Annotated in this window: 21 protein-coding genes and 1 pseudogene; 10 read left to right on the plus strand and 12 right to left on the minus strand. The window is 74.6% G+C overall.

Annotated features, from left to right (window positions below):
- Positions 1 to 255: 255 nt before the first annotated feature.
- Together ACWD4U_RS31130 and ACWD4U_RS31135 are read right to left on the minus strand one after the other, a co-directional pair.
- Complete coding sequence (locus ACWD4U_RS31130) at positions 256 to 2,475, minus strand: NADP-dependent isocitrate dehydrogenase (RefSeq protein ID WP_363460283.1); 2,220 nt, start codon at positions 2,473 to 2,475, stop codon at positions 256 to 258.
- A gap of 199 nt (positions 2,476 to 2,674) precedes the next feature.
- Complete coding sequence (locus ACWD4U_RS31135) at positions 2,675 to 3,313, minus strand: pyridoxamine 5'-phosphate oxidase family protein (RefSeq protein ID WP_363460285.1); 639 nt, start codon at positions 3,311 to 3,313, stop codon at positions 2,675 to 2,677.
- A gap of 240 nt (positions 3,314 to 3,553) precedes the next feature.
- Here ACWD4U_RS31135 and ACWD4U_RS31140 point away from each other — a divergent pair, with 240 nt between their 5' ends.
- Together ACWD4U_RS31140 and ACWD4U_RS31145 are read left to right on the plus strand one after the other, a co-directional pair.
- On the plus strand, positions 3,554 to 4,417 hold the full coding sequence (locus ACWD4U_RS31140; RefSeq protein ID WP_363460287.1) for a universal stress protein: 864 nt from the start codon (positions 3,554 to 3,556) through the stop codon (positions 4,415 to 4,417).
- Positions 4,418 to 4,550: 133 nt separating this feature from the next.
- A complete protein-coding gene (locus ACWD4U_RS31145) occupies positions 4,551 to 5,183 on the plus strand; it encodes a DUF4240 domain-containing protein (RefSeq protein WP_363460289.1) in 633 nt (210 codons plus the stop codon).
- Positions 5,184 to 5,190: 7 nt separating this feature from the next.
- Here ACWD4U_RS31145 and ACWD4U_RS31150 read toward each other — a convergent pair whose 3' ends face one another.
- Positions 5,191 to 6,870, minus strand: coding sequence for a PP2C family protein-serine/threonine phosphatase (locus ACWD4U_RS31150; protein WP_363460290.1), 1,680 nt, complete (start codon positions 6,868 to 6,870; stop codon positions 5,191 to 5,193).
- A gap of 338 nt (positions 6,871 to 7,208) precedes the next feature.
- Between ACWD4U_RS31150 and ACWD4U_RS31155 the strand changes: the two genes are divergently transcribed.
- On the plus strand, positions 7,209 to 8,246 hold the full coding sequence (locus tag ACWD4U_RS31155) for a LacI family DNA-binding transcriptional regulator (protein ID WP_363460292.1): 1,038 nt from the start codon (positions 7,209 to 7,211) through the stop codon (positions 8,244 to 8,246).
- A gap of 67 nt (positions 8,247 to 8,313) precedes the next feature.
- On the opposite strand, the gene ACWD4U_RS31160 is transcribed toward ACWD4U_RS31155, so the two are convergent.
- A complete protein-coding gene (locus tag ACWD4U_RS31160; RefSeq protein WP_363460294.1) occupies positions 8,314 to 8,883 on the minus strand; it encodes a dienelactone hydrolase family protein in 570 nt (189 codons plus the stop codon).
- A gap of 114 nt (positions 8,884 to 8,997) precedes the next feature.
- Here ACWD4U_RS31160 and ACWD4U_RS31165 point away from each other — a divergent pair, with 114 nt between their 5' ends.
- The 3 genes and pseudogenes from ACWD4U_RS31165 (at position 8,998) to ACWD4U_RS31175 (ending at position 13,404) form a co-directional block, all read left to right on the plus strand.
- Complete coding sequence (locus ACWD4U_RS31165; RefSeq protein ID WP_363460296.1) at positions 8,998 to 9,546, plus strand: GNAT family N-acetyltransferase; 549 nt, start codon at positions 8,998 to 9,000, stop codon at positions 9,544 to 9,546.
- Positions 9,547 to 9,670: 124 nt separating this feature from the next.
- Complete coding sequence (locus ACWD4U_RS31170; RefSeq protein ID WP_363460298.1) at positions 9,671 to 10,315, plus strand: DUF6215 domain-containing protein; 645 nt, start codon at positions 9,671 to 9,673, stop codon at positions 10,313 to 10,315.
- A 255-nt stretch (positions 10,316 to 10,570) separates the two neighbouring features.
- Positions 10,571 to 13,404, plus strand: a pseudogene (locus ACWD4U_RS31175) (cellulose binding domain-containing protein).
- 69 nt (positions 13,405 to 13,473) lie between these two features.
- Here the strand turns inward: ACWD4U_RS31175 and ACWD4U_RS31180 are convergent.
- Positions 13,474 to 13,596, minus strand: a complete 123-nt coding sequence (locus ACWD4U_RS31180; RefSeq protein WP_363460300.1) for a hypothetical protein — start codon at positions 13,594 to 13,596, stop codon at positions 13,474 to 13,476.
- Between the two features lie 173 nt (positions 13,597 to 13,769).
- Entirely contained in the window at positions 13,770 to 14,486 is a 717-nt protein-coding gene (locus ACWD4U_RS31185) for a DUF4386 domain-containing protein (protein WP_363460302.1), read from the minus strand.
- 124 nt (positions 14,487 to 14,610) lie between these two features.
- Between ACWD4U_RS31185 and ACWD4U_RS31190 the strand changes: the two genes are divergently transcribed.
- Together ACWD4U_RS31190 and ACWD4U_RS31195 are read left to right on the plus strand one after the other, a co-directional pair.
- On the plus strand, positions 14,611 to 15,309 hold the full coding sequence (locus ACWD4U_RS31190) for a TetR/AcrR family transcriptional regulator C-terminal domain-containing protein (protein WP_363460304.1): 699 nt from the start codon (positions 14,611 to 14,613) through the stop codon (positions 15,307 to 15,309).
- A 16-nt stretch (positions 15,310 to 15,325) separates the two neighbouring features.
- Positions 15,326 to 15,763, plus strand: a complete 438-nt coding sequence (locus ACWD4U_RS31195) for a bleomycin resistance protein (protein ID WP_363460306.1) — start codon at positions 15,326 to 15,328, stop codon at positions 15,761 to 15,763.
- Positions 15,764 to 15,812: 49 nt separating this feature from the next.
- Here the strand turns inward: ACWD4U_RS31195 and ACWD4U_RS31200 are convergent, their stop codons facing one another.
- Entirely contained in the window at positions 15,813 to 16,865 is a 1,053-nt protein-coding gene (locus ACWD4U_RS31200; RefSeq protein WP_363460338.1) for an LLM class flavin-dependent oxidoreductase, read from the minus strand.
- A gap of 217 nt (positions 16,866 to 17,082) precedes the next feature.
- Between ACWD4U_RS31200 and ACWD4U_RS31205 the strand changes: the two genes are divergently transcribed.
- Positions 17,083 to 17,691 (plus strand): DUF3558 family protein, encoded by a 609-nt coding sequence (locus ACWD4U_RS31205; RefSeq protein ID WP_363460308.1) that lies wholly within the window; start codon positions 17,083 to 17,085, stop codon positions 17,689 to 17,691.
- Positions 17,692 to 17,703: 12 nt separating this feature from the next.
- On the opposite strand, the gene ACWD4U_RS31210 is transcribed toward ACWD4U_RS31205, so the two are convergent.
- On the minus strand, positions 17,704 to 19,128 hold the full coding sequence (locus ACWD4U_RS31210; RefSeq protein ID WP_363460310.1) for a dihydrolipoyl dehydrogenase family protein: 1,425 nt from the start codon (positions 19,126 to 19,128) through the stop codon (positions 17,704 to 17,706).
- Between the two features lie 190 nt (positions 19,129 to 19,318).
- Between ACWD4U_RS31210 and ACWD4U_RS31215 the strand changes: the two genes are divergently transcribed.
- Entirely contained in the window at positions 19,319 to 21,793 is a 2,475-nt protein-coding gene (locus tag ACWD4U_RS31215) for a hypothetical protein (RefSeq protein WP_363460312.1), read from the plus strand.
- 26 nt (positions 21,794 to 21,819) lie between these two features.
- Here ACWD4U_RS31215 and ACWD4U_RS31220 read toward each other — a convergent pair whose 3' ends face one another.
- The 4 genes from ACWD4U_RS31220 to ACWD4U_RS31235 form a co-directional block, all read right to left on the minus strand.
- The gene (locus tag ACWD4U_RS31220) at positions 21,820 to 22,371 is read right to left on the minus strand and encodes a YceI family protein (RefSeq protein WP_363460314.1); all 552 of its coding nucleotides are present in this window, start codon (positions 22,369 to 22,371) and stop codon (positions 21,820 to 21,822) included.
- A gap of 135 nt (positions 22,372 to 22,506) precedes the next feature.
- Positions 22,507 to 23,409 carry a phosphate ABC transporter ATP-binding protein gene (locus ACWD4U_RS31225; RefSeq protein WP_363460316.1) on the minus strand — a complete coding sequence of 301 codons (903 nt, stop codon included), beginning with the start codon at positions 23,407 to 23,409 and terminating at the stop codon, positions 22,507 to 22,509.
- Between the two features lie 58 nt (positions 23,410 to 23,467).
- Positions 23,468 to 24,382, minus strand: a complete 915-nt coding sequence (locus ACWD4U_RS31230; RefSeq protein WP_363460318.1) for a sortase — start codon at positions 24,380 to 24,382, stop codon at positions 23,468 to 23,470.
- 61 nt (positions 24,383 to 24,443) lie between these two features.
- Positions 24,444 to 26,153, minus strand: coding sequence for a substrate-binding domain-containing protein (locus ACWD4U_RS31235; protein WP_363460320.1), 1,710 nt, complete (start codon positions 26,151 to 26,153; stop codon positions 24,444 to 24,446).
- Positions 26,154 to 26,180 lie beyond the last annotated feature (27 nt).

Here is a 26,180-nt window from a genome sequence, read left to right on the forward strand (position 1 = left end):
TCGATGTGCTGTGGGCGATGCTGCGTGACAAGAGGCTGTTCACCTCCGCCCCGTCGGTCACGCAGACGGCTTGACACGATCATTGAGATTCCTTCTGGTCGTCGCTTCCCTTCGAGCGTAACGAACGTGTTCGTAGCGAACAAGTTCGGAGCAGCGGTGTGTCGTCCCGGAAACGCCGAACGCCGCCGGGAGGCCCCTTGCGGGGCGCTCCACGGCGGCGTCGAGGTCCGATCGGCCGGTTCGGCCGACGGTGCGTCAGGCCAGCGAGCCCAGCGCGTCGTTGAAGGTCTTCGACGGGCGCATCACGGCGGCGGCCTTGGCCGGGTCCGGCTGGTAGTAGCCGCCGAGGTCCACGGCCGAGCCCTGGACCGCGATCAGCTCGTCGACGATGGTCTGCTCCTGCTCGGTCAGGGTCCGGGCGAGCGGGGCGAACGCGGCGGCGAGCTCGGCGTCCTCGGTCTGCTTCGCCAGCTCCTGGGCCCAGTAGGTGGCCAGGTAGAAGTGGCTGCCGCGGTTGTCGATGCCGCCGAGGCGGCGCGAGGGCGACTTGTCCTCGTTGAGGAAGGTGCCGGTGGCGCGGTCCAGGGTGTCCGCGAGGATCTGGGCGCGGGCGTTGCCGGCGGTGGTGGCGAGGTGCTCGAAGGAGGCGGCCAGCGCGAAGAACTCGCCGAGCGAGTCCCAGCGCAGGTAGTTCTCCTTGACCAGCTGCTGGACGTGCTTCGGGGCGGAGCCGCCGGCGCCGGTCTCGAACAGGCCGCCGCCCGCCATCAGCGGGACGACCGACAGCATCTTGGCGCTGGTGCCCAGCTCCAGGATCGGGAACAGGTCGGTCAGGTAGTCGCGCAGCACGTTGCCGGTGACCGAGATGGTGTTCTCGCCGCGGCGGATGCGCTCCAGGGAGAGCTTGGTGGCCTCGACCGGGGACAGGATCTCGATGGTCAGGCCGGTGGTGTCGTGCTCCGGCAGGTACTGCTTGACCTTCTCGATCAGCACGGCGTCGTGCGCGCGGCCCTCGTCCAGCCAGAACACGGCCGGGTCGCCGGTGGCGCGGGCGCGGGTGACGGCCAGCTTGACCCAGTCCTGGATCGGCAGGTCCTTGGTCTGGCAGGCGCGGAAGATGTCGCCGACCTGGACGGGCTGCTCGAGGACGGTCTCGCCGTTCGCGTCGACCAGGCGGACGGTGCCGGCGGCGGCGATCTCGAAGGTCTTGTCGTGGCTGCCGTACTCCTCGGCGGCCTGGGCCATCAGGCCGACGTTCGGGACCGAGCCGATGGTGGCCGGGTCGAGGGCGCCGTTGGCGCGGCAGTCGTCGATGACGGCCTGGTAGACGCCCGCGTAGCTGCTGTCCGGCAGCACGGCCAGGGTGTCGGCCTCCTGGCCGTCCGGGCCCCACATGTGGCCGGAGGTGCGGATCATGGCCGGCATCGAGGCGTCGACGATGACGTCGCTGGGGACGTGCAGGTTGGTGATGCCCTTGTCGGAGTCGACCATGGCGAGCGCCGGGCCGTCCGCGATCTCGGCGTCGAAGGAGGCCTTGATCTCGGCGCCGTTCGGCAGCTTGTCGAGGCCGGCCAGGATGCCGCCGAGGCCGTTGTTCGGGTTGAGGCCGGCGGCCGCCAGGTCGGCACCGAAGGCGGCGAAGGTCTTCGGGAAGAAGGCGCGCACCACGTGGCCGAACAGGATCGGGTCGGAGACCTTCATCATGGTGGCCTTGAGGTGCACCGAGAACAGCACGCCCTCGGCCTTGGCGCGGGCGACCTGCGCGGCCAGGAACTCGTTCAGCGCGGCGGCGCGCATGACCGAGGCGTCGACGACCTCGCCGGCCAGCACCGGGACCTTCTCGCGCAGCACGGTGACGGCGCCGTCCTCGCCGACCAGCTCGATGCGCAGCGCACCGTCGGCGGCGATCACGGTCGACTTCTCGGTGGACCGGAAGTCGTTGACGCCCATGGTGGCGACGTTGGTCTTGGAGTCGGCCGTCCAGGCGCCCATCCGGTGCGGGTGGGTCTTGGCGTAGTTCTTCACCGACAGCGGCGCGCGGCGGTCGGAGTTGCCCTCGCGCAGCACCGGGTTGACCGCGGAGCCCTTGATCTTGTCGTAGCGGACGCGGACGTCACGCTCCTCGTCGGTCTTCGGCTCGTCCGGGTAGTCCGGCAGGGCGTAGCCCTGGGCCTGCAGCTCGGCGATGGCGGCCTTGAGCTGCGGGATGGAGGCCGAGACGTTCGGCAGCTTGATGATGTTCGCGCCGGGGGTCTTGGCCAGCTCGCCCAGCTCGGTGAGCGCGTCGGCGATGCGCTGCTCCTCCTGGAGGTACTCCGGGAAGACGGCGATGATCCGACCGGCCAGCGAGATGTCGCGGGTCTCCACGCTCACGCCCGCGGTGGAGGCGTACGCCTGGACCACCGGCAGGAACGAGTACGTGGCGAGGGCGGGGGCCTCGTCAGTGTGGGTATAGATGATGGTCGAGTCAGTCACCGTTGCTCCAGCTTCCACGTCTACAACGTCTTGATGTCAAGATATCTCGTCGCCGGGGTTCCTCCGCAACCAACCCCCCGCGCGGCGGGCCGCGGGCTCAGTTCGAACCCGACCAGGCGGCGGGGGCGATCACCCGGACCCGCTCGGTCGGGCCGTCCGCGCCGGGTGGCGTGAGGCAGAGCGAGGGCGACGACGGGCCTTACCGCCCGGCGATGGTCCGGCCGGTGACGGTGGTCGGGGTCAGGTGGACCCAGCGGCCGGGTTCGGTGGGGCGCGGGAGGTCGGCGAGGAGCCTGCGGTCGGTCACGTGGGCGAGCGGGCCGATCATCAGCACGCTCCAGCCCTCGCGGCGGTCGCGGTCGGCGCGGTCGACCTCGAAGGCCGCGTCGCCGCCGGGGCCGGGGGCGAGGGCGCCGCCCTCCGCGGTGCGGTAGAGGACGGCGTGCTCGTGCACCAGGTAGCCGACGGGGCACACCACCGGGCCGGCGGGCGTGGTGCGGGCGATCCGGCCGAGACCGTCCGCGCCGAGCCGCCGCCAGCACTCGGCCACGGTGAGGACGCCGAGCACGGGCGGCCCGGCCGGCACGGGACCGTCCTGCGCGGGCGGCGGGCCGGCGCGCTCGACCAGCGCCTCGAGGTCCAGCACGCCGGCCAGGCGCAGCAGCGCCGGGGGGTCGAAGTCGCGGCCGAGGGTGAGGAGCCCGCGCAGGTACGCGGTCGACATGCCGGCCCGGGCCGCGGCCTCGGGTTCGCTGAGGCCGAGCTCGACGATCCGCTCGGCGACGCGGTGCGCCAGGGCGGTGGGGTCGACGGGGGCCGGGGCGTGGTCGATGGTCATGTCGGTCGCCTCCCGATGATTCGTCCGGAACGGTCCGGAGATGTCCGCTGTCTCCAGCGTGCCGACCGAAGCCCCGCACCGGCAGGGGCCTTGGACCCGGGCTACGGGACCCGGGACCAATGGCCCTGCCGGGCGGGTCCGCCGACCCTTGCGGGCCCTCGGAGGGGGGAGAAGGGTGGGTGGCGACCCCGTACCGGGCGAAGGGGCCCGGTAGGGGCTCGCACCTGGGAAGGCAGTGTCATGACTCGTCCCGTCCTCGCCGCCGTCGACGCCTCGGTCCGCAGCCGGGCCGCCGCGCATTGGGCCGCCCAGGAGGCCGGCCGGCGCGGTGCGCCGCTGCGGCTGCTGCACGCCTGGCCGTATCTGGGTCGGAAAGCCAACGACCTGGTGAAGGCCGAGGACCTGGCCACGGGCGCGCTGACGATGCTGGACGAGGTGGCGCAGGAGCTGACCGCGGCCTACCCGGGCTTGGCGGTCTCCACCGACCTGGTGTCGGACGCGGCGATCGACGGCCTGTCCGAGGCCGCCGAGCAGGGCCAGCTGCTGGTGATCGGCACCCGCGGCCTGGGCGGCTTCCGCGGCCTGCTGGTCGGCTCGGTCAGCCTGGGCGTGGCGGGGCGCTCCGAGACCCCGGTGGTGCTGGTCCGCGAGGGTCGGCCGGAGCCGGAGGAGCGCGAGCCGGAGGTGGTGGTCGGCCTGGACGCGCTCGAACCGGCCGTCCCCGTCATGGAGTTCGCCTTCGAGGAGGCGGCGCTGCGCGGTGCCCGGGTGCGCGTGGTGCACGGCTGGGAGCTGCCGCCGGTCTACGGCTACGCGGGCTGGATCCCGGTGGAGACCGAGCGGCAGGAGCTCGGCACCCTCGCCGCGGGCATGGTCGCCGAGGCGGTCGCCCCGTGGCGGGAGAAGTACCCGCGCACCCTCGTCCTGGAGGACATCCGCACCGGCGGCGGCGCGGCCGCGCTGGTGGAGGCCTCCGCCCAGGCCGACCTGGTGGTGGTCGGCCGCCGGGTCCGCGGCCTGCCGCTGCGCACCCGCCTCGGCTCGGTCGCCCACGCGGTGATCCACCACGCGGAGTCCCCGGTCGCCGTCGTCCCGCACCGCTGACGCCGGGCCCCGTCGCCTGACGGGGCGTCACCCCGAGTCCGGCCGTCCCGCCGCCGTCCTTCTCCCCTCCCCGGGCGGCGACGGGACGGCCGCTTTCGTCGTACTGTCGGACCGGCCTGGCAGGCTGCCGGGCATGGACATCGACGAGTTCTGGCAGCTGATCGACTCCGCGCGCGAGGTGAGCGGCCCTCAGCGGCCGTTCGACGAGGCGCTGGTGGAGCTGCTGGCGGCCCGCCCGGAGGCGGAGATCCTGGCCTACGAGGCGCACTTCGACCGGCTGCACGCCGCGGTGTACCGCTGGGACCTGTGGGCGGCGGCGTACCTGGTCGGCGGGGGCTGCTCGGACGACAGCTTCATGGACTTCCGGGCGGGCCTGATCGCCCAGGGCCGCACCTGGTACGAGCGCGCCGCCGCGGACCCGGACGCGCTGGCCGACCACCCGGCGATGGCGGGCGACGGCGCGCAGGCGGAGGAGCTGTTCTTCTACGAGGACGTCAACTACGCGGCCTCGTACGCCTACCAGCGCCGCACCGGCGACCGCGGCCGGTTCGAGGCCGAGTACCGCGCGCACCTGGAGCGGCACGGCCTGCAGGTCCGGGAGTCCGACGAGGACCTGGGCGAGGACTTCGACTTCGACGACGAGGACGAGATGCACCGCCGACTGCCCCGGCTGGCCGCCGTCTTCCTCACGGACGACGACCCGGACGAGGACGATCCGGACGGGGACGACGTGGACGACGACGCATCGGCCGACGACGAGGACTGACCGGGCGTCAGCGCTCGAAGCGGACGGCCAGCAGGGTGGCGTCGTCCTCCGAGAGCGGCCCGGACATGGTGTGCACCACGGCGTCCACCAGGTCCTGGAGGACGGGTTCGGCGGCGTGCGCGGTGACGGCGGCGCGCAGGGCGGCGAGGCGGTCGTCGATGTCCTGGTCGCGCCGTTCGACCAGGCCGTCGGTGTAGAGCAGCACGGTGTCGCCGGGGTGGATCCAGGTCTCCACGGCGGTGTAGCGGACGTCGGGGAGGACGCCGAACGCGGGGTCTCCCCCGGCCTCGAGCAGGACCGCCGCGCCGTCGCGGAGCAGCACCGGCGGGGGGTGGCCTGCGCAGATCCAGCGCAGCAGTCGGCGGCCGGGGTAGTAGCGGGAGACGACGGCGGTGGCGGTGGACTCCTCGCCGTCGTCGCAGGCGATCTGGTTGAGCCACCCGCCGAGTGACTCGACCAGTGCCCCGGTGAAGGCGAGTCCGGCCAGCGCGTGCCGCAGCGTGGACATCAGGGCGACCGCGTCCAGCCCGTGTCCGCGCGCGTCGCCGACCGCGAACAGCAGCTGCCCGTCGGGGAGTTGACGCACCTTGAACCAGTCGCCGCCGATCCGCGCCTCAGCCGGGCGGTAGGCGGCGGCGGTGCTGACGCCCAGTCCGGTGAGGCGGGCGGAGCGGGGCTGCAGGGCGTCCTGGAGCCGCTGCACCACGTCGTGCTCGGCGTCGGCGCGGCGGGCCTGCCGCTCGGTCTCGTCCTGCTGTTCGCGCAGCCGCCGACGGCTCTCCGACAGCTCGGTGACGTCCTGCAGGACGACCCGCAGGCCCTCGACCAGCCGGCCGTCGTCGTCCCGGACGGCCTCCGCGACCAGCCGGACCCGGCGCGGCCGGCCGGAGCCGTACAGCTCGGTCAGCACGTCGAGGTCCTGGCCGGTGGCGAGCAGCCGGTCGAGGTCGCGGTAGAGCGCGGGGCGGGCGGTCTCGGTGACCCGGGCGAGGGCCTGGAGCGGGGTCGGCGGCGGCGCGTCCGGGGGCCGCCCGAGCAGTTCGGCGAAGCCCGGCGAGACGTCGAAGCGGCCGTCGCGCACGCTCCACTCGGCCCAGCCGACCCGGGCGATCCGCTGCGCGGCGCGGGCGATCTCCTCGGTCTGGTCGTCGGTCCACAGCAGGAGCAGCCGCCGGCCGAGCCGGTGCGCGGTGAGCCGCTCCCGCCGGGTGCGCCGGGTGCCGTCGGGGCGCGGCGTGTGCCACTCGACGGGGACCTCGCGGGCCGCGAGACCGGTCCGCAGCACCGTGTCGACGGCGCGCGCCCACTCCCCGCTGTACAGCCCCGGGTACGCCTCGCGCAGCGACACGCCCTGGCCGCCCGCCCGCGGGCGCCGCACCACCTCCGGGTGGTACGGGTGCCGGGCGGCGGCCTCGTTGACCAGCACCACGGCCAGGTCGCGGACGGCGCCGTCCGGGCCGAGCACCGGCTCGGCGAGCACCGCCGCCTGCGGGACGGCGTCCAGCAGGCGGTGCAGGTCGTCGTCGGGCGGGCGGGCCAGTTCCGGGTCCAGCTCCGCCTCCGGGACCAGCGGCTGCTGCTCGTCCGGCGGCTCGGGCCGCATCACCCGACGGTTCTCCTCGTGCAGCCGGCTGACGGTGCGTCGCAGCGCCTCGGCCCAGTCGGGTCGCTCCGCTCGCCCGTGCACCGCTGCCCCTCTCCGGACCCGTCCCGGACCCGTCGGGCGTCCGTCCCCGCGGTCGTCCCGCTGCCTTCCGGCCACCCTTCCGGGGCGGCGGGCGCGCCGCGAGTCCGGCGACCCGGACGGGTGAGCCGGCTCCCGCCGGATCGCTCCGGCGAGCTGGCGGTCCGTCAAGTACCCGTTTCCGGCCGATCCTCCCGGCGCGTGGCGCATGCGCCGCTACCGGCGGGTTCGGTGCCGTCCAGACCCTTGACGGTCCACCGACCACGCGCCTACGGTGCGGTCACGGTGGCCCCGGGCGGGTGGCCACGGCATCCCCCACTCCGCGCCAGGAAGGGCGGCCCGTGTTGCCAGCTCACCCGCTCCCTCACCCGTTCCCGACCCCCGTCGGCCGGGCCGAAGGCCCCGGTCCCACCCTGGCCGAGGTCGCGGCCCGCGCCGGCGTCTCCAGCGCCACCGCGTCCCGGGTGCTCAACCGCTCCGCGCCGGTCTCCCCCGAGGTCGCCGCCCGGGTCGAGCACGCCGCCCGCGAGCTCGCGTACGTCCGTCGGCGGGCCCCCGCCGCGGCGGCCCGCGACACCGGCGCGATCGCCGTGGTGGTCTTCGCCGACCTGCTGCCGTACCACGCCGACCCGTTCCCCGTCCGACTCCTGGCGGGTGCCCAACGCGCCCTCCCGGAGCGCGAGTTGGTCGTCCTCACCGCCGTCCCCGGACCGGCCAGGCCGTCGCTGGTGCGCTACCTGTGCGGCGGCCACGTGGACGGCGTGCTGCTGGTCGGACGGTGGAGCGACCCGGCGCTGCCCGGCCTGCTGCGCGCGGCGGGCGTCCCGGTGGTCGCGCTCGGCCGCCCGCCGCAGCCGCAGAGCGTCGCGCACGTGGACGCCGACAACCTGCGCGGCGCGCAGGCCGCCGTCCGACTGCTGCACCAGGCCGGCCGACGGGTCGTCACCACCATCGCCGGACCGCCCGACACCGCCGCGGGCGCCGACCGGCTGGCCGGCTACCGCCGGTCCCTGCTGGAACACGGCGACCCGACCCGCTGCACCGTCGCCTACGGCGACTTCGGCACCCGCTCCGGCGAACACGCGATGCTCCGCCTGCTCGACCAACGACCGGACCTGGACGCGGTGTTCGCCGCGTCCGACGCGATGGCGATGGGCGCGCTACGGGCCCTGCACCGCCTCGGCCGGAAGGTCCCGGACGACGTCGCCGTGATCGGTTTCGACGACGCCCCCGCCGCCGCCCGCTCCCGCCCCGGCCTGACCACCGTCCGCCAGCCCGTCGAGGACCTCGGCGCCCGCGCGGTCGAGCTCCTCCACGACCCCTGCCCCACCCGCTCGGTCGTCCTCCCCACCCACCTGGTGGTCCGTCAGTCCTGCTGACCGCTGCGCCGCCCGCTCCTGCCCCCCTCGGGGGTACGGGAGCGGGCCGCGCGGCGTCACCCGGCCGTCACCTCGCGTCGAGGAACTCGATCACGCGCTGGGTGAGCAGCAGTGCGGCCTTCGGGTCGTACGAGGGCAGCGAGGCGTCCGCGAACAGGTGGCGGTCGCCCGGGTAGATGACCAGCTCGGCGTCGGCGGCCTCCTCGACCAGCGCGCGGGCGGCCGCCTCGTCCTCCGCGAAGTACGGGTCGCCCGCCATCGCGTGCACCTGCACCGGCACGCCGTCCGGCCAGGTCTCGCCGAACTCCGTCACCGGCACGCAGCCCGACAGCAGCAACGCCCCCTGCGCACCCGCCCGGGTCTGCGCCAGCATCTGCGCGGGGAGCACGCCGAGCGAGAAGCCCGCGTAGACGACCTCCCGGGGCAGCTCCGCCACCGCGCGCACGCCGCGCCCGACGATCTCCCCGAAGCCCACCTCCTGGGCGTGCGCCACGCCCTCCTCGATCGACTCGAAGACCCGGCCCTCGAACAGGTCCGGCGTGTGCACGGTGTGCCCCGCCGCCCCGAGCTGGTCGGCGAACCCGAGCACGCCGGGCGTCAGCCCCAACGCGTGGTGAAACAACACGATCTCCGCCATGACCGGCCCCGCCCCTCGACTGTTCCCGCTACGGACGGCCCCGATCCTAGAACACCCGTTCGCCCGCTGCGAGGATCCTCCCGCCTGTCAGGGCCACGCCCTAAGCTCCCCGGCATGGAGCTGCGTGACGAGCGGGCGGGCGACGGGCCGGCGGTGCGGGACCTTCACCTGGCGGCGTTCGGCGGGCACGGGCCGGTGGTGGCCGGGTTGGTGGGGAGTCTGCGGGAGCTGGTGGCGGCCGGGGACGGGCTGTCGCTGGTGGCGGAGGCGGACGGGCGGGTGGTCGGGCACGTCATGGCCACCCGGTGCCTGCTGGACTCGCCGCGCCGCCTGGTGGACGTCCAGGTGCTGAGCCCGCTCGCCGTGCTGCCGGGCTTCCAGCGGCGCGGCGTGGGCGCCGCCCTGGTGCGACGCGTGCGGGAGCTGGCCGCCGAACGGTCGGCGCCGCTGCTGTTCCTGGAGGGCGATCCCGGCTACTACCGGCGCCTCGGCTTCGCCCCCGCAGGCGAACTCGGCTTCCGCAAGCCCTCGTTGCGCATCCCCGACGCCGCCTTCCAGGTCGTCCGGCTCCCCGCCCACGAGCCCTGGATGACGGGCACCCTGGTCTACTCCGAGCCGTTCTGGCGCCACGACGCGGTGGGCCTGCGCGACCCGCAGGCGTGAACGACCGCCCGGCCCGGCGAAACCCACGCGACGGGTCGAACGGCCGCCGCCTATGATCACCCGGCCGAGGGTGCCGCCGAGCAGTGGCGGGCAGCCGGCACAACCGGGGGGAACGGGCGGTCTGATGGACGGCAAGGGGATCAGGAACGCGAGCCTGCAGGCGGTCGCCGCGGTCGGGCTGACCGGTGTCGTGCTCGGCGGCCTCTGGGGGCTCGGCCAACTCGGCGACACCGCCGGGGCGGACGGGAAGCCGGCCGTCTGCGCGACCCCCGGTCCCCAGACCGCGGCCGGCTACCCGGCGCTGTGCGCCGCGCTCAACCGCCCCGACCTGCCCACCCTGCTCGGCACCCCCGACGACCGGGTCTCCATCGCCCAGCCGGCCCCGTTCGCGTTCGGCAAGGACGCGTCGGCCGAGGTGCGCCTGACGCACTCCGTGGTGGTGCTCACCGCCAGCCCCTCCCTGTCGGTCGAGGACATCGCCGACATGCCGCAGTTCCTCCCCACCCGCACGACCGTCCTCGGCCGCCCGGCCGTCGAGTACGTCGACCACGCGATGACCTTCGGCGCGGACGCGAACGGCAAGGCCACCACCGGCGGCGGCCCCGTGGTCCGCCACCTGATGGTCGCTCAGGACCTCGCCGCCCCGAACGGCCCCAGCTTCGAGATCGCCGTGTTCCGCCAGGACGCGACGTCCCCGGACATCTCCGTCGTCCGCCGGCTCGGCGAGACCGTCCTCCCCACCCTCCCCGCCTGGACCGCCACGCCGTAGCCGACCCGTCCGACGGATTCGACCGCTTCGACGACTCCGACCGACCGAACGGCTCCATCGACGGCTCCGACGATTCCCACAGGTCAGACGACCGCCGCGGGCCGGGAGCATGACGCGGCGTCAGGCGTGAACGTTTCAGGACCGGCCCGCCGTCGACCTGCGCCGCAGGTGGCTTCGGCGGTGCCGGCCTTGCCGCGTCGAACCGCTTGACCGCTTTCTGGAGGCCCCCACCCCCCGAGCCGGGAGAGTCCCCAGATGCGTCCAGTCCTCCTCGAACGGCGGCTGCCGGGCCGCCCGCCCGCCGCCGGGCCGCGGCGGCGTCCGCTGCTAGCGGCGACGGCCTCCGCCGCCGCCCTGGCCGCCTGCGTGGTGACCGCGGCACTGCCGCAACTGACGGCGAGTGCGACCGGGTCGTCCGCCGGGGCCACCGTGGCCGCGCAGGCGTACAGCTGGACCAACGCGCAGATCGGCGGTGGCGGGTTCGTCCCGGGCATCGTCTTCAACCAGGGGCAGAAGGGCCTGGTGTACGCGCGGACCGACGTCGGCGGCGCGTACCGGCAGGACCCGGCGACCAAGCAGTGGATCCCGCTGCTTGACTCGATCGGCTGGAGCGACTGGAACCTCACCGGGGTGGCCAGCCTCGCCACCGATGCCAAGGACCCGAAGCGGGTCTACGTGGCGGCGGGCAGCTACACCAACAGCTGGGACCCGGCGAACGGGGCGATCCTGCGCTCCACCGACCAGGGCGCGACCTGGCAGCGCACCGCCCTGCCGTTCAAGGTCGGCGGCAACATGCCGGGCCGCGGCATGGGCGAGCGGCTGGCCATCGACCCGAACAACGACGCCGTGCTGTGGTTCGGCGCGCCGAGCGGCAACGGCCTGTGGCGCAGCGCCGACTACGGCGTGACCTGGGCGAAGGTCGGCGCGTCCCGGTCACCGGCACGTACGCCCCTGACCCGTCCGACACCTCCGGCTACCAGAGCGACCCGCTGGGCGTCCTGTGGGAGGTGTTCGACCAGGGCAGCGGCACCGTGAACGGCGTGACGAAGACGGTGTTCGTCGGCGTCGCGGACAAGCAGAACAGCGTGTACCGCTCGGACGACGGCGGTTCGACCTGGACCCGGATCGGCGGCCAGCCGACCGGCTTCGTGCCGCACAAGGCGGTGCTGGACGCGTCCGGCGGCAACCTGTTCGTGTCGTACAGCGACACCGGCGGCCCGTACGACGGCGCGCACGGCGACGTGTGGAAGTACGCGACGGGCAGCGGGACCTGGTCCAACGTCAGCCCGGTGCCGTCCTCGGACAGCAGCAACAACTACTTCGGCTACTCGGGGCTCACCGTCGACCGCCAGCACCCGAACGTGCTGATGGTGACGGGCTACAGCTCGTGGTGGCCGGACACCCAGATCTGGCGCTCCACCGACTCGGGCGCCACCTGGAAGCCGTTCTGGTCGTACAACGGGTACCCGACCCGGGTCGACCAGTACGCGATGGACATCTCGTCGGTGCCGTGGCTGGGCTTCAACGCCAACCCGTCGCCGCCGGAGGAGGCCCCGAAGCTCGGGTGGATGACGGAGTCGCTGGAGATCGACCCGTTCGACTCGAACCGGATGATGTACGGCACCGGTGCGACCCTGTACGGCTCGTCCAACCTGACCGCCTTCGGCTCCGGTGGCAAGGTGGCCATCGCGCCGGTGGTGAAGGGCTTGGAGGAGACCGCCGTCAACGACCTCGTCTCGCCGCCGACCGGGGCGCCGCTGCTGAGCGCGCTGGGCGACCTGGGCGGGTTCCGGCACGACGACCTGACCAAGGTCCCGGCGAAGATCTTCAGCCAGCCCGACTTCGCCTCCGGCACCTCGTTGGACTTCGCGGAGGGCGCACCGGCCACCATGGTGCGGGTCGGTGACACCGCGTCGGGTTCCACCGGCAAGCACATCGGTTACTCCACCGACGGCGGCGCCAACTGGTTCGCGGCCTCCGCCGAGCCGGCCGGCGTGACCGGCGGCGGCCAGGTGGCCCTCGCCGCGGACGGCTCCGCCACGGTGTGGAGCCCGAAGGGCGCGGGCGTCCAGCGCTCCACCGGCTTCGGCGGTTCCTGGACCGCCGCCACCGGGCTGCCCGCCGGCGCGAGCGTGGAGGCCGACCGGGTCGACCCGAAGACCTTCTACGGCTTCGCGTCCGGCACCTTCTACGTCTCCACCGACGCGGGCGCCACCTTCACCGCGAAGGCCACCGGGCTGCCCGCCGACGGCGTCCGCTTCAAGGCGCTGCCCGGCGTGAAGGGCGACGTCTGGCTGGCCGGCGGCACCGCCACCACCGCCTACGGCCTGTGGCACTCCACCGACGGCGGCGCGACCTTCGCCAAGCTGGCGGGCGTCGGCCAGGCCGACGACATCGGCTTCGGCAAGGCCGCCCCGGGCACGTCCTACCCGGCGCTGTACTCCTCGGCCCAGGTCGGCGGGGTGCGCGGCATCTTCCGCTCGGACGACGCCGGCGCCAGCTGGGTGCGGATCAACGACGAAGCGCACCAGTGGGGTTGGACCGGCGCCGCGATCACCGGCGACCCGCGGATCTACGGCCGGGTGTACGTCGGCAGCAACGGCCGCGGCATCCTGTACGGCGACATCGCGGGCGGGGCCTCCCCCTCGCCGTCGCCGTCCGTCTCCACCTCGTCCTCGCCGTCGCCGTCGTCCTCGCCCACTCCTTCGCCCTCGGCCTCCGCCTCCGCGTCCCCGTCCCCGTCCAGCTCGCCGACCAGCGGTGCCGCCTGCGAGGTGGACTACGCGGTGACCGCGCAGTGGGGCGGCGGCTTCGGCGCCAACGTGACGCTGGTGAACCGGGGTTCGGCGGCGATCAACGGCTGGACGGTGGTCTGGACGTTCCCGGGCGGGCAGCAGGTCGGCTCGATGTGGAACGCGGCGTACGCGCAGAGCGGAGCGAAGGTCACCGTCACCAACATGTCCTACAACGGTGCTCTCGCGCCCGGGAGTTCGACCTCCTTCGGGTTCAACGGCAGCTGGAGCTCGGCCAACACCGCGCCGACCGCGTTCACCCTGAACGGGACGGCCTGCACGGTGAAGGCCTCCTGACCGCCCGCTGACCGCGGCGAAATCCGGTCCGCACCGCCGACTCGGCGACGGCGGACCGGACTTCGCCGTTCAGGCGGACGTCGAGGACGGCCGCGCCTGCTCGAACGGGACGGCGAACAGGTCGTGCAGCACGTACCCCACCCGCTGCCGGGGCGCGAGCGCGCCGAGGAGGACGAGCACCGCGTCGGCCACCTCCGCGCTGTGCAGCGCCGCGGCGTCCAGGGCGGCCGGTGCTGTTCTTCGTCGGCGCCGTCGCCGCGCACCTGCGGGCCCGGGTGTTCCACAACCTCGCCTTCCCGCTGGTGTACCTGGGCCTGGCGGCGGCCTCGGCCGGGTACTTCGGCTGACGGGAGGTCAGCCGACCTTCAGGCCGGGACGGGCACCGCTCCGGAGTCGGCATCGGCGGGGGCAGGCGTCGCGTCCGGGCGGAAGCCCTTGATCAGCAGGTTCAGCGCCAGCGTGATCTCCCAGGCGAAGGTCGGGAGCGCGGCGAGGCCACCGATCGGTGACAACTGGCTGTAGAGGCCGAACAGTTCGGCGGTCGCGGTGGCCAGCAGCAGCGGGCCGCCGACCAGGCCGAGCACCGCCACGTACCGCGGCACCAGGCGGGAGCGGTACATCACCCAGGCGAGCACCGTGGTGTTGGCGCCGCAGACGAAGTTCGGGCCGAGCAGGAACGTCCAGTCGTGGACGGCGACCAGGCCGCGGGCGGTGGTGAGCAGCGCGCCCGGGTCGGTGCCGGCCACCGGGTGCTGACGGAGCGTCACGACGGCGAGCAGGCTGACCACGCCGACGCCGATCACCGCCGCCTCCAGCGTCCGCAGCGCCGCGTAGCCGATCGCGCCGGCCTCGTGGTGGCGGCGGACCACCGGGTAGAGGGTGCATGCGGTGCCGACGATGCCCAGCATCAGCAGCACCTCGGCGAGCGCGCCCAGCAGCACGCGGTGGTCGGCTCCGGCGCCGAGCACGTAGCCGGTGTCGTGCAGCACCGGGCCGTACAGGGCGACCGCGCCGATGGCGGTGACGTGGGTGAGGAGGTAGCAGAAGCCCGCGGCGGCCGCGAGCTTTCTCCGAGATGCCACTGGGACTCCTTGCACAGGGTGGGCCGCACGACCCAGGTGTACGGCGTACACCTTCTGCTCGAAAGGTAGGGTGTACCGCGTACACCTGTCAACGTCCGTCCACCCGCCGGGAGGTTCTGCACCGATGGCCCCACCTCCGGAACCCGCGCGCCGACCGCCGCTCAACCGCGGGCGGGTGCTGGCCGCCGCGGTGGAGCTCGCCGACCGGACCGGCATCGAGGCGCTGAGCATGCGCGGGCTGGCCCAGGAGCTGGGTGTGGTGCCGATGGCGCTGTACAAGCACGTCGCCAACAAGGACGAACTGCTCGACGGGATGGTCGAGGTGATCGTCCACGAGATCGCCGCGCCGGAGGCCGGGGACGGCTGGCGGGCCGGGGTGCGCGCGCGGATCCTCTCCGCCCGGGCGGCGCTGCAGCGGCACCCGTGGGCGTCCCGGGCGATCGAGACCCGGACCCGGCCCACCCCGGCAGTGCTCGGCTACCTGGACTCGGTGATCGGCCTCTTCCGGACCGGCGGCGTCTCCGCCGACCTGACGCACCACGCGATGCACGCCCTGGGCAGCCGGGTGTGGGGCTTCACCCAGGAGCTGTTCCCCGCCCCGCCCGCCGGCGCCGGGCCCGACCCCGCCCAACTGGAGGCCCAGTTCCGCGAGCTGGCCGCGCACTTCCCGCACCTGGTGGAGATCGCCACGGCCCGCCCGCACGACCCCGACTCGACTGTCGGCGGCGGCTGCGACGATCAGTTCGAGTTCGAGTTCGCGCTGGACGTCCTGCTCGACGGTTTCGAGCGCCTGCACCACCGAGGATGGGCCTCCCGCCCCTGACACCCGGAGACCGACGATGACCGAGCAGCACTCCCCCGCGCAGCGCTCCCCCGGACAGTCCTCGTCCGAACAGTCCTCGTCCGCCCAGGTCCGGTTCGAGCGCGTGGCGCCGGTGGTGCCGGTGCGGGACCTGGACGCCGCGCTGGAGCGGTACCGGCGGCTCGGCTTCGCCGCCGAGCCCTACACCGGCGGCGAGCGGTACGGGTTCGTCTCGCGCGGCGCCGTCGAGCTGCACCTGACCGAGTGGGCGGAGAACGATCCGGCGCGCACCGGCGCGGTGGTCTACCTGTACGTCTCCGACGCGGACGCCGTGCACGCGCAGTGGGCCGCCGCCGCGGTGCCGGGCCGCCTGGTCGCCCCCGCCGACACCGACTACGGCCTGCGCGAGTTCGCTTACGTGGACCCGGACGGCACCCTGCACCGGGTGGGCTCGCCCACCCGGCCCGCCTCCTGACGTGCCGTCAGACCTGCGCCGTCAGACCTGCGCCGTCGGGCCTGCGCCGTCAGACCTGCGGCCGCCACCCGAGCGCGGGGCCCAGTGCACCGGCCAGGTCGGTGAGGATCTGCACGTAGTCGTCGTGGCCGAAGGTGAACGGCAGCGCGAAGGCGACCTCCTCGACCTCGCGGTACCCGGCGTGCGCGGACAGCCGTTCGGCCAGCTCCGCGCTCGGACCGACCAGGTCGGGGGCGAAGCGCAGCCGGCCCGGGCCGTGGGCGGTGGCGGTGCGTGCGGCGCGGGCCTCGACGTACTCCCGGTACCTGGCGGCCTGGCCGGGGGTGGCGCTGTCGGTCGGGATGACCACCAGCCCCTGCGAGACCCGGGCGGCTTCGCCGTCGGGGTGCGCGGCCCGGAAGGCGCGGATCTGCGCGGCCTGCAGGGCGGCGAAGTACGCCTCGGGGTCGGCCTGGACCGTCTGCGCGTCCTGCGCGGTCTCGTCCTTGACGACGTTGCTGGTGAGCAGGTTGAGCCCGTGCTCGCCCGCCCAGCGGGCCGAGCGGAGACTGCCGGCGCCGTACCAGATCCGCCCGGCGAGACCGGGGGCGTGCGGCTGGACCCGGTCGGAGTACTCCTCGATGCCCTCGGTGCCGCGGAAGTCGCTGGCCGGCTCGCCGCGCACCAGGTCGAGCAGTCGGCGGGCCCGGCCGTGGCCGAAGTCCTCCGCCTCGGCGGTGTCCGGGTACAGCGCGTCCTTGACCCGGGCGAGGTGGGCGGGCGGGCCGACGCTGATCCCGGGGTTGAGCCGCCCGCCGGAGAGCAGGTCGACGGTGGCCAGGTCCTCGGCGAGGCGCAGCGGGTTCTCCCAGCCGAGCGGGGTGACGGCGGTGCCGAGCGCGATCCGGGAGGTGCGCTGGGTGGCGGCGGCCAGCACCGTGAGCGGGGAGGAGATGCCGTACTGCAGGTGGCGGTGGCGCAGCCAGGCGCTGTCGAAGCCGAGGCGCTCGCCGAGTTCGATCAGCCGCAGGGTGGACTCGTGTCCGGCCCGCGGGTCGGCCTCCTGGTAGAGGCCGATGGTCAGGAATCCCAGGGCCCGCAGTGGCCGGTCGTGGTGGGGCACCGTGTTCTCCTCGCTCGCCGCGGCGCGGGGTGCGGCGCCGCCGTTCCCGGCCACGCTCACACACCGGCGGCGGTGGATCAACCGCCGCGGCGGATCGTCACGCGGGGTCGCGCTCCGGCCATGCCGCCGCAATCTTTCCGCCGCTCCTGACGAGCTGTCAGTTGACCCGCGTACGGTGGGGATTGATCGGATGGGTGACTGTCACTGGGGAGGGCTGATGGTGTTCGTGGACAAGCGGCGGTGTGCTGCGCTGGGGGCGGCGGTGCTGGCGGGGCTGACGCTGGCGGCGTGCTCGTCGTCCGGGGGCACGGCGAGCGGCGACGGGCGGTCCGCCACGGCGTCCGCGGTCCGCGGGGCTTCGTCGGCTCCTCCCGCACCGACCTCGGCCCCGTCCGCCTCCGCGCGGGCGGCCGGCACCCCGACCGGCGACCCGTGCGCGGTGCTGACGAACGGTCAGGTGACGGCGGAGCTCGACGCGTCGGACACGCTGCTCGCGGAGGGCGCGTCGAAGTCGACGTCGTGGGGTTGCACCTGGGGCTCGCGCACCGCGTACGTGGCGCTCGAATGGCTGGACGACAGCCGTTTCGCGCTGGCCACGGCCGAAGGCTCGGACCGGAAGGTCGAGCCGGTCCCGGGCATCGGCGAGAACGCGGTGCTGACGTCCTTCCGGGAGGACGGGCGGCACCCGGAGCTGGTGTTCACCGTGCAGGGCCGTCACTACTCGCTGGAGGCGGTGGCGGACCGCAGGGCGGTGGGTGCCGTGAACGCGCCGAAGGAGGCCGCCGCCGAGAAGATCCTGGCCGCGGTGGCGGCGACCCGGCTGTGAGCCGACGGACCGTCAACCCCGGTAGGTCTCCAGCAGGCGCAGCCAGACCTCGCTGATGGTGGGGTAGGCGGGGACGGCGTGCCACAGGCGGCTGATCGGCACCTCGCCGGCGACGGCGACGGTGGCGGAGTGCACCAGTTCGGCGACGCCCGGGCCGACGAAGGTCGCGCCGACCAGCACCTCGCGGTCGAGGTCGATGACGGCGCGGGCCCGGCCGCGGTAGTCGTCGCCGTAGAGCGAGCCGCCGGAGACGTCGCCGATCGCGTAGTCGACGGCGCGCACCCGCAGGCCGGCGTCCTCGGCCTCCCGGAGGGTCAGGCCGACGGCGGCGACCTCGGGGTCGGTGAAGACCACCTGCGGGACGGCGGCCCGGTCGGCGGTGGCGACGCTGCGGCCCCACGGGGCGAGGTCCAGCTCGCGGCCGGCCGCCCGGTCGGCGATCACCGCGCCGAACACCCGGCCCTGGTACTTGCCCTGGTGGGTGAGCAGGGCGCGCCGGTTGACGTCTCCGGCGGCGTACAGCCAGCCGCCGGGGACGTCCTTGGCCAGCCCGGTGTCGTCGACCTCGATCCAACTGCCGGGCTGCAGGCCGACGGTGTCCAGGCCGAGGTCGGCGGTGGCGGGGGTGCGGCCGGTGGCGAACAGCACCTCGTCGCAGGGCAGCCGGGTGCCGTCGGACAGCTCGAGGCGCAGCTCGCCGTCGCGTGCGAGCGCCGTCACCGAGACGCCGAGGCGGACGTCCACGCCCGCCTCGCGCAGCCCGTCGGCGACCAGTTGCCCGGCGAACGGCTCGGTGCGCTCCAGCAGCGCGTCGCCGCGGACCAGCAGGGTGACCTCGCTGCCGAGGGCCCGCCAGGCGGTGGCCATCTCGACGGCGACCACGCCGCCGCCGACCACCGCGAGCCGCCCGGGGACGGCCTTCGCGGAGGTGGCGTCGCGGCTGGTCCACACCCCGGCCTCGGCGATCCCCGGCAGGTGCGGCAGCGCGGCGCGGGTGCCGGTGCAGACCGCGACGGCGTGCCGGGCGGTGAGGACCCGCCGTGCGCCGCCCGGGAGTTCGACGGCGACCCGGCGCTCGCCGTCCAGCCGGCCGTGGCCGCGGACCAGCGTGATGCCGACCGACTCCAGCCAGGACACCTGTCCGTCGTCCTTCCAGTGCGAGGCGAAGGCGTCGCGCCGGGCCAGCACGGCGGCGGCGTCCAGCGGCCCGGTGACGGCCTCCCGGGTGCCGGGCAGGCGGCGGGCGTCGGCGAGTGCGGCGGCCGGGCGCAGCAGCGCCTTGCTCGGCATGCAGGCCCAGTAGCTGCACTCGCCGCCGACCAGCTCGGCCTCCACCACCGCGACGGTCAGCCCGCCGGCCACCGCCCGGTCGGCGAGGTTCTCCCCGGTCGGTCCCCCGCCCAGCACCACCAGGTCATACGTGTCCGCGTCGTTCATCGCGCTGCCCTCCCTGCGTTTCGGCGGCCTTGACGGCCCGTCACCCACAGTCCTACACCACGGCCCTCGGAGCTTCGTAGCGGGCACACAGGTGGCGGGCCCGTGGTCGGCTGACGCCCCGCCGGTCTCCCCGGCGGCGTCCTGCGCGGACCGGCCGTGCGTGACGCTCCGCCCGGGCATGATGGCTCCCATGCCCGTGCCGCCCGACGCCCCCGATCCGGCCCTCGACGCGAGGACCGTCAACACCAATCACGCCCGGGTCGAGACGCTGATCCAGGCGGGGACGGTGGAGCGGCTCACCGTCGTCCACGCGGGCCGGTCCGACGACGGCCTCGCGGAGCTCGCCGCGCACGCCCGCAGGCACTGGGCCGACCAGGCGGCGGTGCGCGCGCTGACCGGCACGCCGCTGCCGGTGGAGTGGGAGGCCGACGGGAGCACGGACGGGCTGCGCGTCGGCGTCGGCGACTGGCTCGCCGGGCCGGCGCCGGTGCGCCTCGCGGTGGTCGGCCCGGCCGGGGCGGGGAAGACCTCGGCCGTGATCCTGGCCGCCCTCGCGCTCCTCCCGCCGGGCGCGACCGGCGGTCCGGTTCCGGTCCTGCTCAGCCTCCCGGACTGGCGGCTCACCACCCGGCAGCGGGAGAGCTTCCACGCGTTCGTCGTACGCCGCCTGCAGGAGGACTTCGGCGTCCCGCCGACCCGGGCCGGGCACGATGCGGCGCTCCGCCTGGTCGAGGCCGGGCTGGTGGTCCCCGTGCTGGACGGGCTCGACGAGCTCGGTAGCGGCGAACGACGGCGCGCGCTGGAGCAGTCGGCGCGCGAGCTGCGGGACCACCACCCGCTGGTCATCACCTCGCGCCCGGCCGCACACGCGGACGCGCTGGACCTCGCCCCGGCGCTGATGGCAACGCTGCCGACGGTGCGCGCCCGCCCCGTGGCTCCGGCGTCGGCCCACGCCTACCTCACCACCCGCCTGCCGGAAGCCGCCCGGCCCGGCTGGGCCGCCGTCCTCGACCGGCTCGCCACCGACCCGACGGGGCCGGCGGCCGAGGCGCTCACCACCCCGCTGATGCTCCACCTCGCGGCCACGCTGCGGACCGGCGATCCCGGCGTCCTCCTCGACCGGCACCGCTTCCCCGCCCGCGCGGCGGTCGAACGACAGCTCTGGGACGGGTTCGTGGCGGCCCGCCTCGCCCACGGCGTGCCACCGCCCGGACTCCCCCGGCCCTCGCGCCAGTGGGAGCCGGACGTCGCCCTCCGCGCGCTGCGCCTGCTCGCCCGCCAGTCCCTGCGGGCGCGGAACCAGGACCTGGCCTGGTGGCGGATCAGCAGCCCGCTCACCGCGGCGCGGCCGTGGGGCGCGCTGGTGATGGTCGCGGCGGCGGCCCTCGGCACGGGGCTGGGCAGGGTGCTGGCCCCGCTGCTCTGGTCGGGCTCCGGCCGGCCGGGTCCGGCCGTACTCGCCCTGGCGCTCGGCATGGTGGTGGGCCTGGCCACCTTCTGCACCGTCCTCGGCCGCCACCTCGCCCGCCGAATCGTGTTCGAACTGGACGACCATCCACGGCAGTTCACCGCTGCTCCGGGCGCAGTGGCGGCCGTCGCCGCGAGCGCGGCCCTGGCCGTCGCCGGCTGGCTGGGCTCCGGCGGACTGCCGACCGTGCTCGCCCTGTTCCTGCTGCCGCTCGTCCCCAACCTGGTCCTGACCGGGCGCGCCGCCCCGGACTCCGCCGCCGACCAGCGGACCCTGCAGCGTCGGGAGCGGGCGATCGCCCTGTCCGAGGCGGCCCTGATCGCCCCCGCCGCCGCCCTGTCCTCGGTGTCGGTCTTCGACGCCTCGGTCTGGCAGGCGGCCGGTCCGGGCGCCCGCCCCGCGGCCCTGCTGCTCGCCTTCGGCTGTTCGGCGGCCGCACTCGTCGCGCTGAGCCGCTGGGGCCGGTGGACCGCCACCCGGGCGGTGCTGTCCGCGGTCGGCCTGCTGCCCTGGGACACCCTGCAATTCCTGGAGGACGCCCGCCTGTTGGGGGTCCTGCGGCGCAACGGGGTGAGCTACCACTTCTGGCACGCCGAGCTGCGCGAGCACCTCGGCCGGGCGCCCCGGCAGCCGGCGGACCGTCAGGAACCGCTGGAGGTCCGGTTGCGCGGCCGCGCCCTCGGCCTCCGCGAGCTGGGAGTCCTCGGCTACGAGCTGCTGCTCCCCGTCCTGGTCTACCTGCTGTTCGTCTCACCGATGTCGGCGGTCCACGGGGTGCGGGCCGATCTGCGGGAAAGCTGGCACGGCATCGCCACGATCTCGCCGCTGTTCCTCGTCGTCGCGCTGCTGCTGCTCCTCGCGACGGCCGCTGGGCTGTACTGCTTCGCATCGGACCTGCGGATCACCGCCGAGCTGATCGAGGTGAACGCGGGCCGTCGGCTGCGGGTCCACTGGGACGAGGTGGCGGAGGTGCGGGTCCGCCGGCTCGGACCCTCCGGGGCGGTGCGGCAACTGTTCCTCGGAGTCGCCGTCACCGGCCGCCTGCAGCTCCGCCTGCACCCCGATCCCACCGCTCCGGCCGGCCAGGACTGGCTCGACGTCTGGGACTTCGGCACCACCGACCGGATCCCGCCCGAGCTGGAGGCCGCCCTGGAGCGGTACGCGGGCGACCGCTGGCAGCGCTCCGGCGGGCGCTGAGCCGCGCCCGCCGGGCCGCCGGTCCGTCAGCTGTGCTTGATCGCCGAGATGTCGAACTCGAGGACCACCTTGTCGCCGACCAGGACGCCGCCGCCTTCGAGGGCGGCGTTCCAGCTGACGCCGAACTCCTTGCGGCTGATGGTGACCGAGCCCTCGAAGCCGGCGCGGAGGTTTCCGTAGGGGTCGACGGCGTTGCCGGTGTACTCGAAGTCGATCGAGACCGGGCGGGTGGTGTCCTTGATGGTGAGGTCACCGGTGACGCGGTACTCGGTGTCGGAGCGCGGCTCGACCGCGGTGGTGCGGAAGGTGATCTCGGGGAAGTGCGGGGCGTCGAGGAAGTCGTTGGTGCGCAGGTGCTGGTCGCGCTGCTCGACCCCGGTGGTGATCGACTCGGTCTTGATGACCACCTGGGCGGTGGAGCGGGACGGGTCGGCGCCGTCCAGGTGCGCGGCGCCCTCGAACTTCTCGAAGGAGCCGCGCACCTTGGTGACCATCGCGTGGCGGGCGACGAATCCGATCCGGGTGTGGGTGGGGTCGAGGACGTAGTCCCCGGTGAGCTCGGGCAGGTTGACGGCCATGGCGGCGCTTCTCCTCGCGGGGTGTGTGGGTTCCGCCACAAACGCTAGGGCTCGGCGACGCCCGGCCCCGGCATGACACACCGTCACGGACCGGTGTCCTGACCGGCCGTCACCACGGCCGGGTCCGCGCGCCCGTCAGCCGAATCGGCCGTTGACGTAGTCGGAGGTGCGCGGGTCGGCCGGGTTGCCGAACACCTGCGCGGTGGGGCCGTGTTCGACGATCCGGCCGGGCGTGTCGTGGGTGGCGAGGAAGAAGGCGCAGGACTGCGAGACCCGCTGGGCCTGCTGCATGTTGTGGGTGACGATGACGATGGTGACGTTGTGGCGCAGTTCCGCGATGGTCTCCTCGATGCGCCGGGTGGAGGTGGGGTCGAGGGCCGAGCAGGGCTCGTCCATCAGCAGGATCTCCGGGGAGACCGCGAGCGAGCGGGCGATGCACAGGCGCTGCTGCTGGCCGCCGGAGAGCGCCCCGCCGGGGGTGCCGAGGCGGGTGCTGACCTCGTTCCACAGCCCGGCCTGCCGGAGGCTGGACTCCACCAGGTGGTCGCGCTCGTCGCGGCCGACCTTGATGCCGGCCAGCTTGAGGCCGCTGACCACGTTGTCGTGGATCGACATGGTGGGGAACGGGTTGGGCCGCTGGAAGACCATGCCGATCCGGCGGCGGACGTCGGCGGGGCGGCGGCCGGACGCGTAGACGTCCTCGCCGTCGAGCAGCACCTCGCCGGCCAGCGCGGCGCCGCGGACCATCTCGTGCATCCGGTTGAGGATGCGCAGGTAGGTGGACTTGCCGCAGCCGGACGGGCCGATCAGCGCGGTGATCTCCCCGGCCCGCATCGTCAGCGAGACGCGCTCCAGCACCTTGCGCCGGCCGAACCAGGCGGTGACGTCGCGGGTCTCCAGCCCGGACAGGCCGTCCCCGGGCCCGCCGCCGGCGGGCACCGGGGGCAGCGGCACGGTCGGCGGGTCGGCCGGGCTCCCGGGGAACGGCTGGGCGGCGAACTTCTGGGTGGCGTACGGCGGTTCGGCGGTCTCGGTCATCGCCGGGCGGTCCTTTCCGACAGACGTGCGGTGGCGCAGCGAAGGGGCGGCGCGGCGGTCAGTAGAGGTTGGGCAGCAGGGCGGCAGCGTTCTCGTACACCGTCCAGGTCAGTGCGGCGACCACCGGGGTGAAGCACAGGTAGGCGGCGGTGCGCCGCCAGCGGCGGCTTGCCAGGCCGGCCAGCAGGACGGCCACCAGCAGGGCCAGCGACCAGAGTTGGAGTGCCGGCAGGGCGCCCTTGTCGGCGGCGAGCGCCTTGTCGGTGGGGGTGGTGGCGGGGCGGCGGGCGCCGGGCGGCTGCGGGTCGCCGTCCAGTCGGGCGCCGATCAGGACGGTGGAGGTGGGGATCCAGTCGGAGTTGCCGGTGACCAGGACCAGGCGGTCGGGCGCGGGGTCCTGGATCGGGTGATCACCGTCGCCGTAGGCGTTGACGGTGTAGTGGAAGCTGCCCTGACCGGTGGTCACGTCGATGCCGTCGCCGACCCGGAGCCGGCCGAGGTCGGCGAAGGGCGCGCCGAAGGCGGTGGCGCGGCCGAACAGCACCGAGACGCCGGGCTGTCCGGGCAGCACGGTGTCGCGGCGGTGGCCGGGCCCGCGCATCAGGTCGCGGCCGGTGGTGCCCTCGACCACCACGGCCTGGTGCAGCCCGAGCGCGGGGATGTCGAGCACCGCGAGGGGCGCGCCGTCGGCGGTGGGGCCGGTCGGCGCGGTGGCCTTGCCGAGCTGGTCGCGCAGCAGGGCGTAGGCGTTGCTCTGGTGGTGCTGTTCCTGCAGGCCGGAGAGGGCGAGCAGGTAGCCGGCGAAGCCGAGCAGCAGCGCCGCGGCGAGGGTCACCGACCAGGCGGCGGCGAGCAGTCCGCGCCGGCGGGCGCCGCCCGCGGCGGGCGGCGGGGCGGGTGCGTCGGCGGGGGTGGCCGCGGCGGGCTCGGCAGGTGCGGTGCCGACGGGCCGGTCGACGGCGGGCGCGGTCATCGTCTCTCCTCGGGTGCGGCGGGTCGGGCGCCGCCGGTCGGGGCGGCCGGGGCGGGGTCGGTCACCGGGGGCCCGCCGAGGTGTCGCGCCGGCGCCACCAGGCGGCCAGCAGCGGGGGGACGGTGACCACGCCGAGGAGTTCGATCGCGGTGAGGGTGGACAGCAGCCAGTCCTGCGGGCGGCCGCCGAGCGCCACGACGCTCGCCGGGGCGTTCCCGCCGCCGCCCGAACCGCCGCTGCCGCCGCCGGAGTTGACCACCTCGCCGGTCTGCGGGTCGATCACCTGCTGGGCGCCGTCCCCGCCGGTGCCGCCTGCGCCGCCGCCCGTGCCCGCGCCGTTGTCGCCGCCGGCGCCGTTGCCGGCGCTGCCGCCGCTGCCGCCCGAACCGCCGCTGCCGGAGCCGTTGGTGGCGCCCTTGGTGGAGTTCGAGACGGCCTGGCCGTTCTGCACGGTGCAGTCCAGCGGGGCGCCGCGCTTGTCGCAGGGGCTGGGCTGCGGGGCGTTCTTCAGGACGGTCAGCTCACCGGCCGCGTTGAACGTCGGGTTGGGGCAGTTGTTCAGCGAGTTGGCGTCGACGGGGCTGGCGTTGCCGGGGATGTGCTGGGTCTGCAGGAGTCCGCCGCGGACCAGGTTGCGCGGGATCGGCGAGTAGCCGAGGTCGTCGGCCTCGCCCTGGCCCGCGCACAGCACGTAGGCGAGGTAGCGGCTGAGCGCGCTGCCCTTGGCGTCGTTGAAGCGCGGCGGCACCGGCAGCGGCGCGTTCGCCCGGGGGACGATCAGGTAGCTGTAGGAGGAGATCGGGTACGAGCGCGGGTCGCCGTTGGTGTAGACCCCGTCGAGGTTCTGCTGCAGGTAGTTCGGGTCGTCGGTGGAGGTGCTGTCGTCGACGCCGCGGATCTTCGCGGCGGTGAGCGCCACGGCCACGTTGGAGGCGGTCGGCAGGCTGTAGTACCCGGCCGGGTTGAGCACCTTGACGACGGGCCAGTTGCTGCGCTTGGCGAACGCGTACTCGTCGTAGCCGATCGCGCCGATGCCGGTGGGCGACTGGATGTAGCCGGCCACCACGTCGGAGCCGTTCTGCGCGGTCATCCGGCCGTCCGCGGGGAAGAACTCGGTGTAGTCGCCGCAGGTGACGCCGTTGACGTGGGTGCAGTACGCGTCCCACTCGTTCTTGTGGGTGTGCTCCATCCAGCGGGTGAACTGGGCGGTGGCGCCGGAGCCGTCGGAGCGGACCACCGGGGTGATCGGGATCTTCGGCAGCGCGCGGCCGTAGTCCGCGGTGATCTTCGGGTCGTCCCAGGAGGTGATCTTGTTGGTGAAGATGCCGACGACGGTGTCGGGCGACAGCCGCAGGTCGGTGACCTTCTTGCCGCCGACCTCCAGGTGGTACATCAGCGCGGTGCCGCCGGCGGTGATCGGCACGTACGAGTAGCCGTACACCGGGTTCTCCGGCTGGCCCTGGCCGCTGCCGGCCCGGCCGTCGCCGATGCCGGTGTCGCGCGAGGAGCGGAACGGCACGTCGGAGGCGGTGAAGTCGTCCTGGCCGACCTCCCACTGCACGCGCCCGGCGGCCGAGCCGACCGGGTTGAAGTCGATCTCGATGCCCATCGGGGCGACGTCGTGCCGCCACTGGTCGATCGCCGGTCCGGCCCAGCCGGAGCCGTCCGCGTTGAGCGAGGTGGCGGCCTGCGCGGGGGTCGCGGTGAGCAGCGCGGTGGGCAGGGCCAGCGCGGCGGCGAGCAGCGCCGAGGCCAGGTGACGGAGTCGCACGGGACGGGTCTTCCTTCTCTGACGGGA

It is taken from the genome of Kitasatospora sp. NPDC002522 (assembly GCF_053595195.1).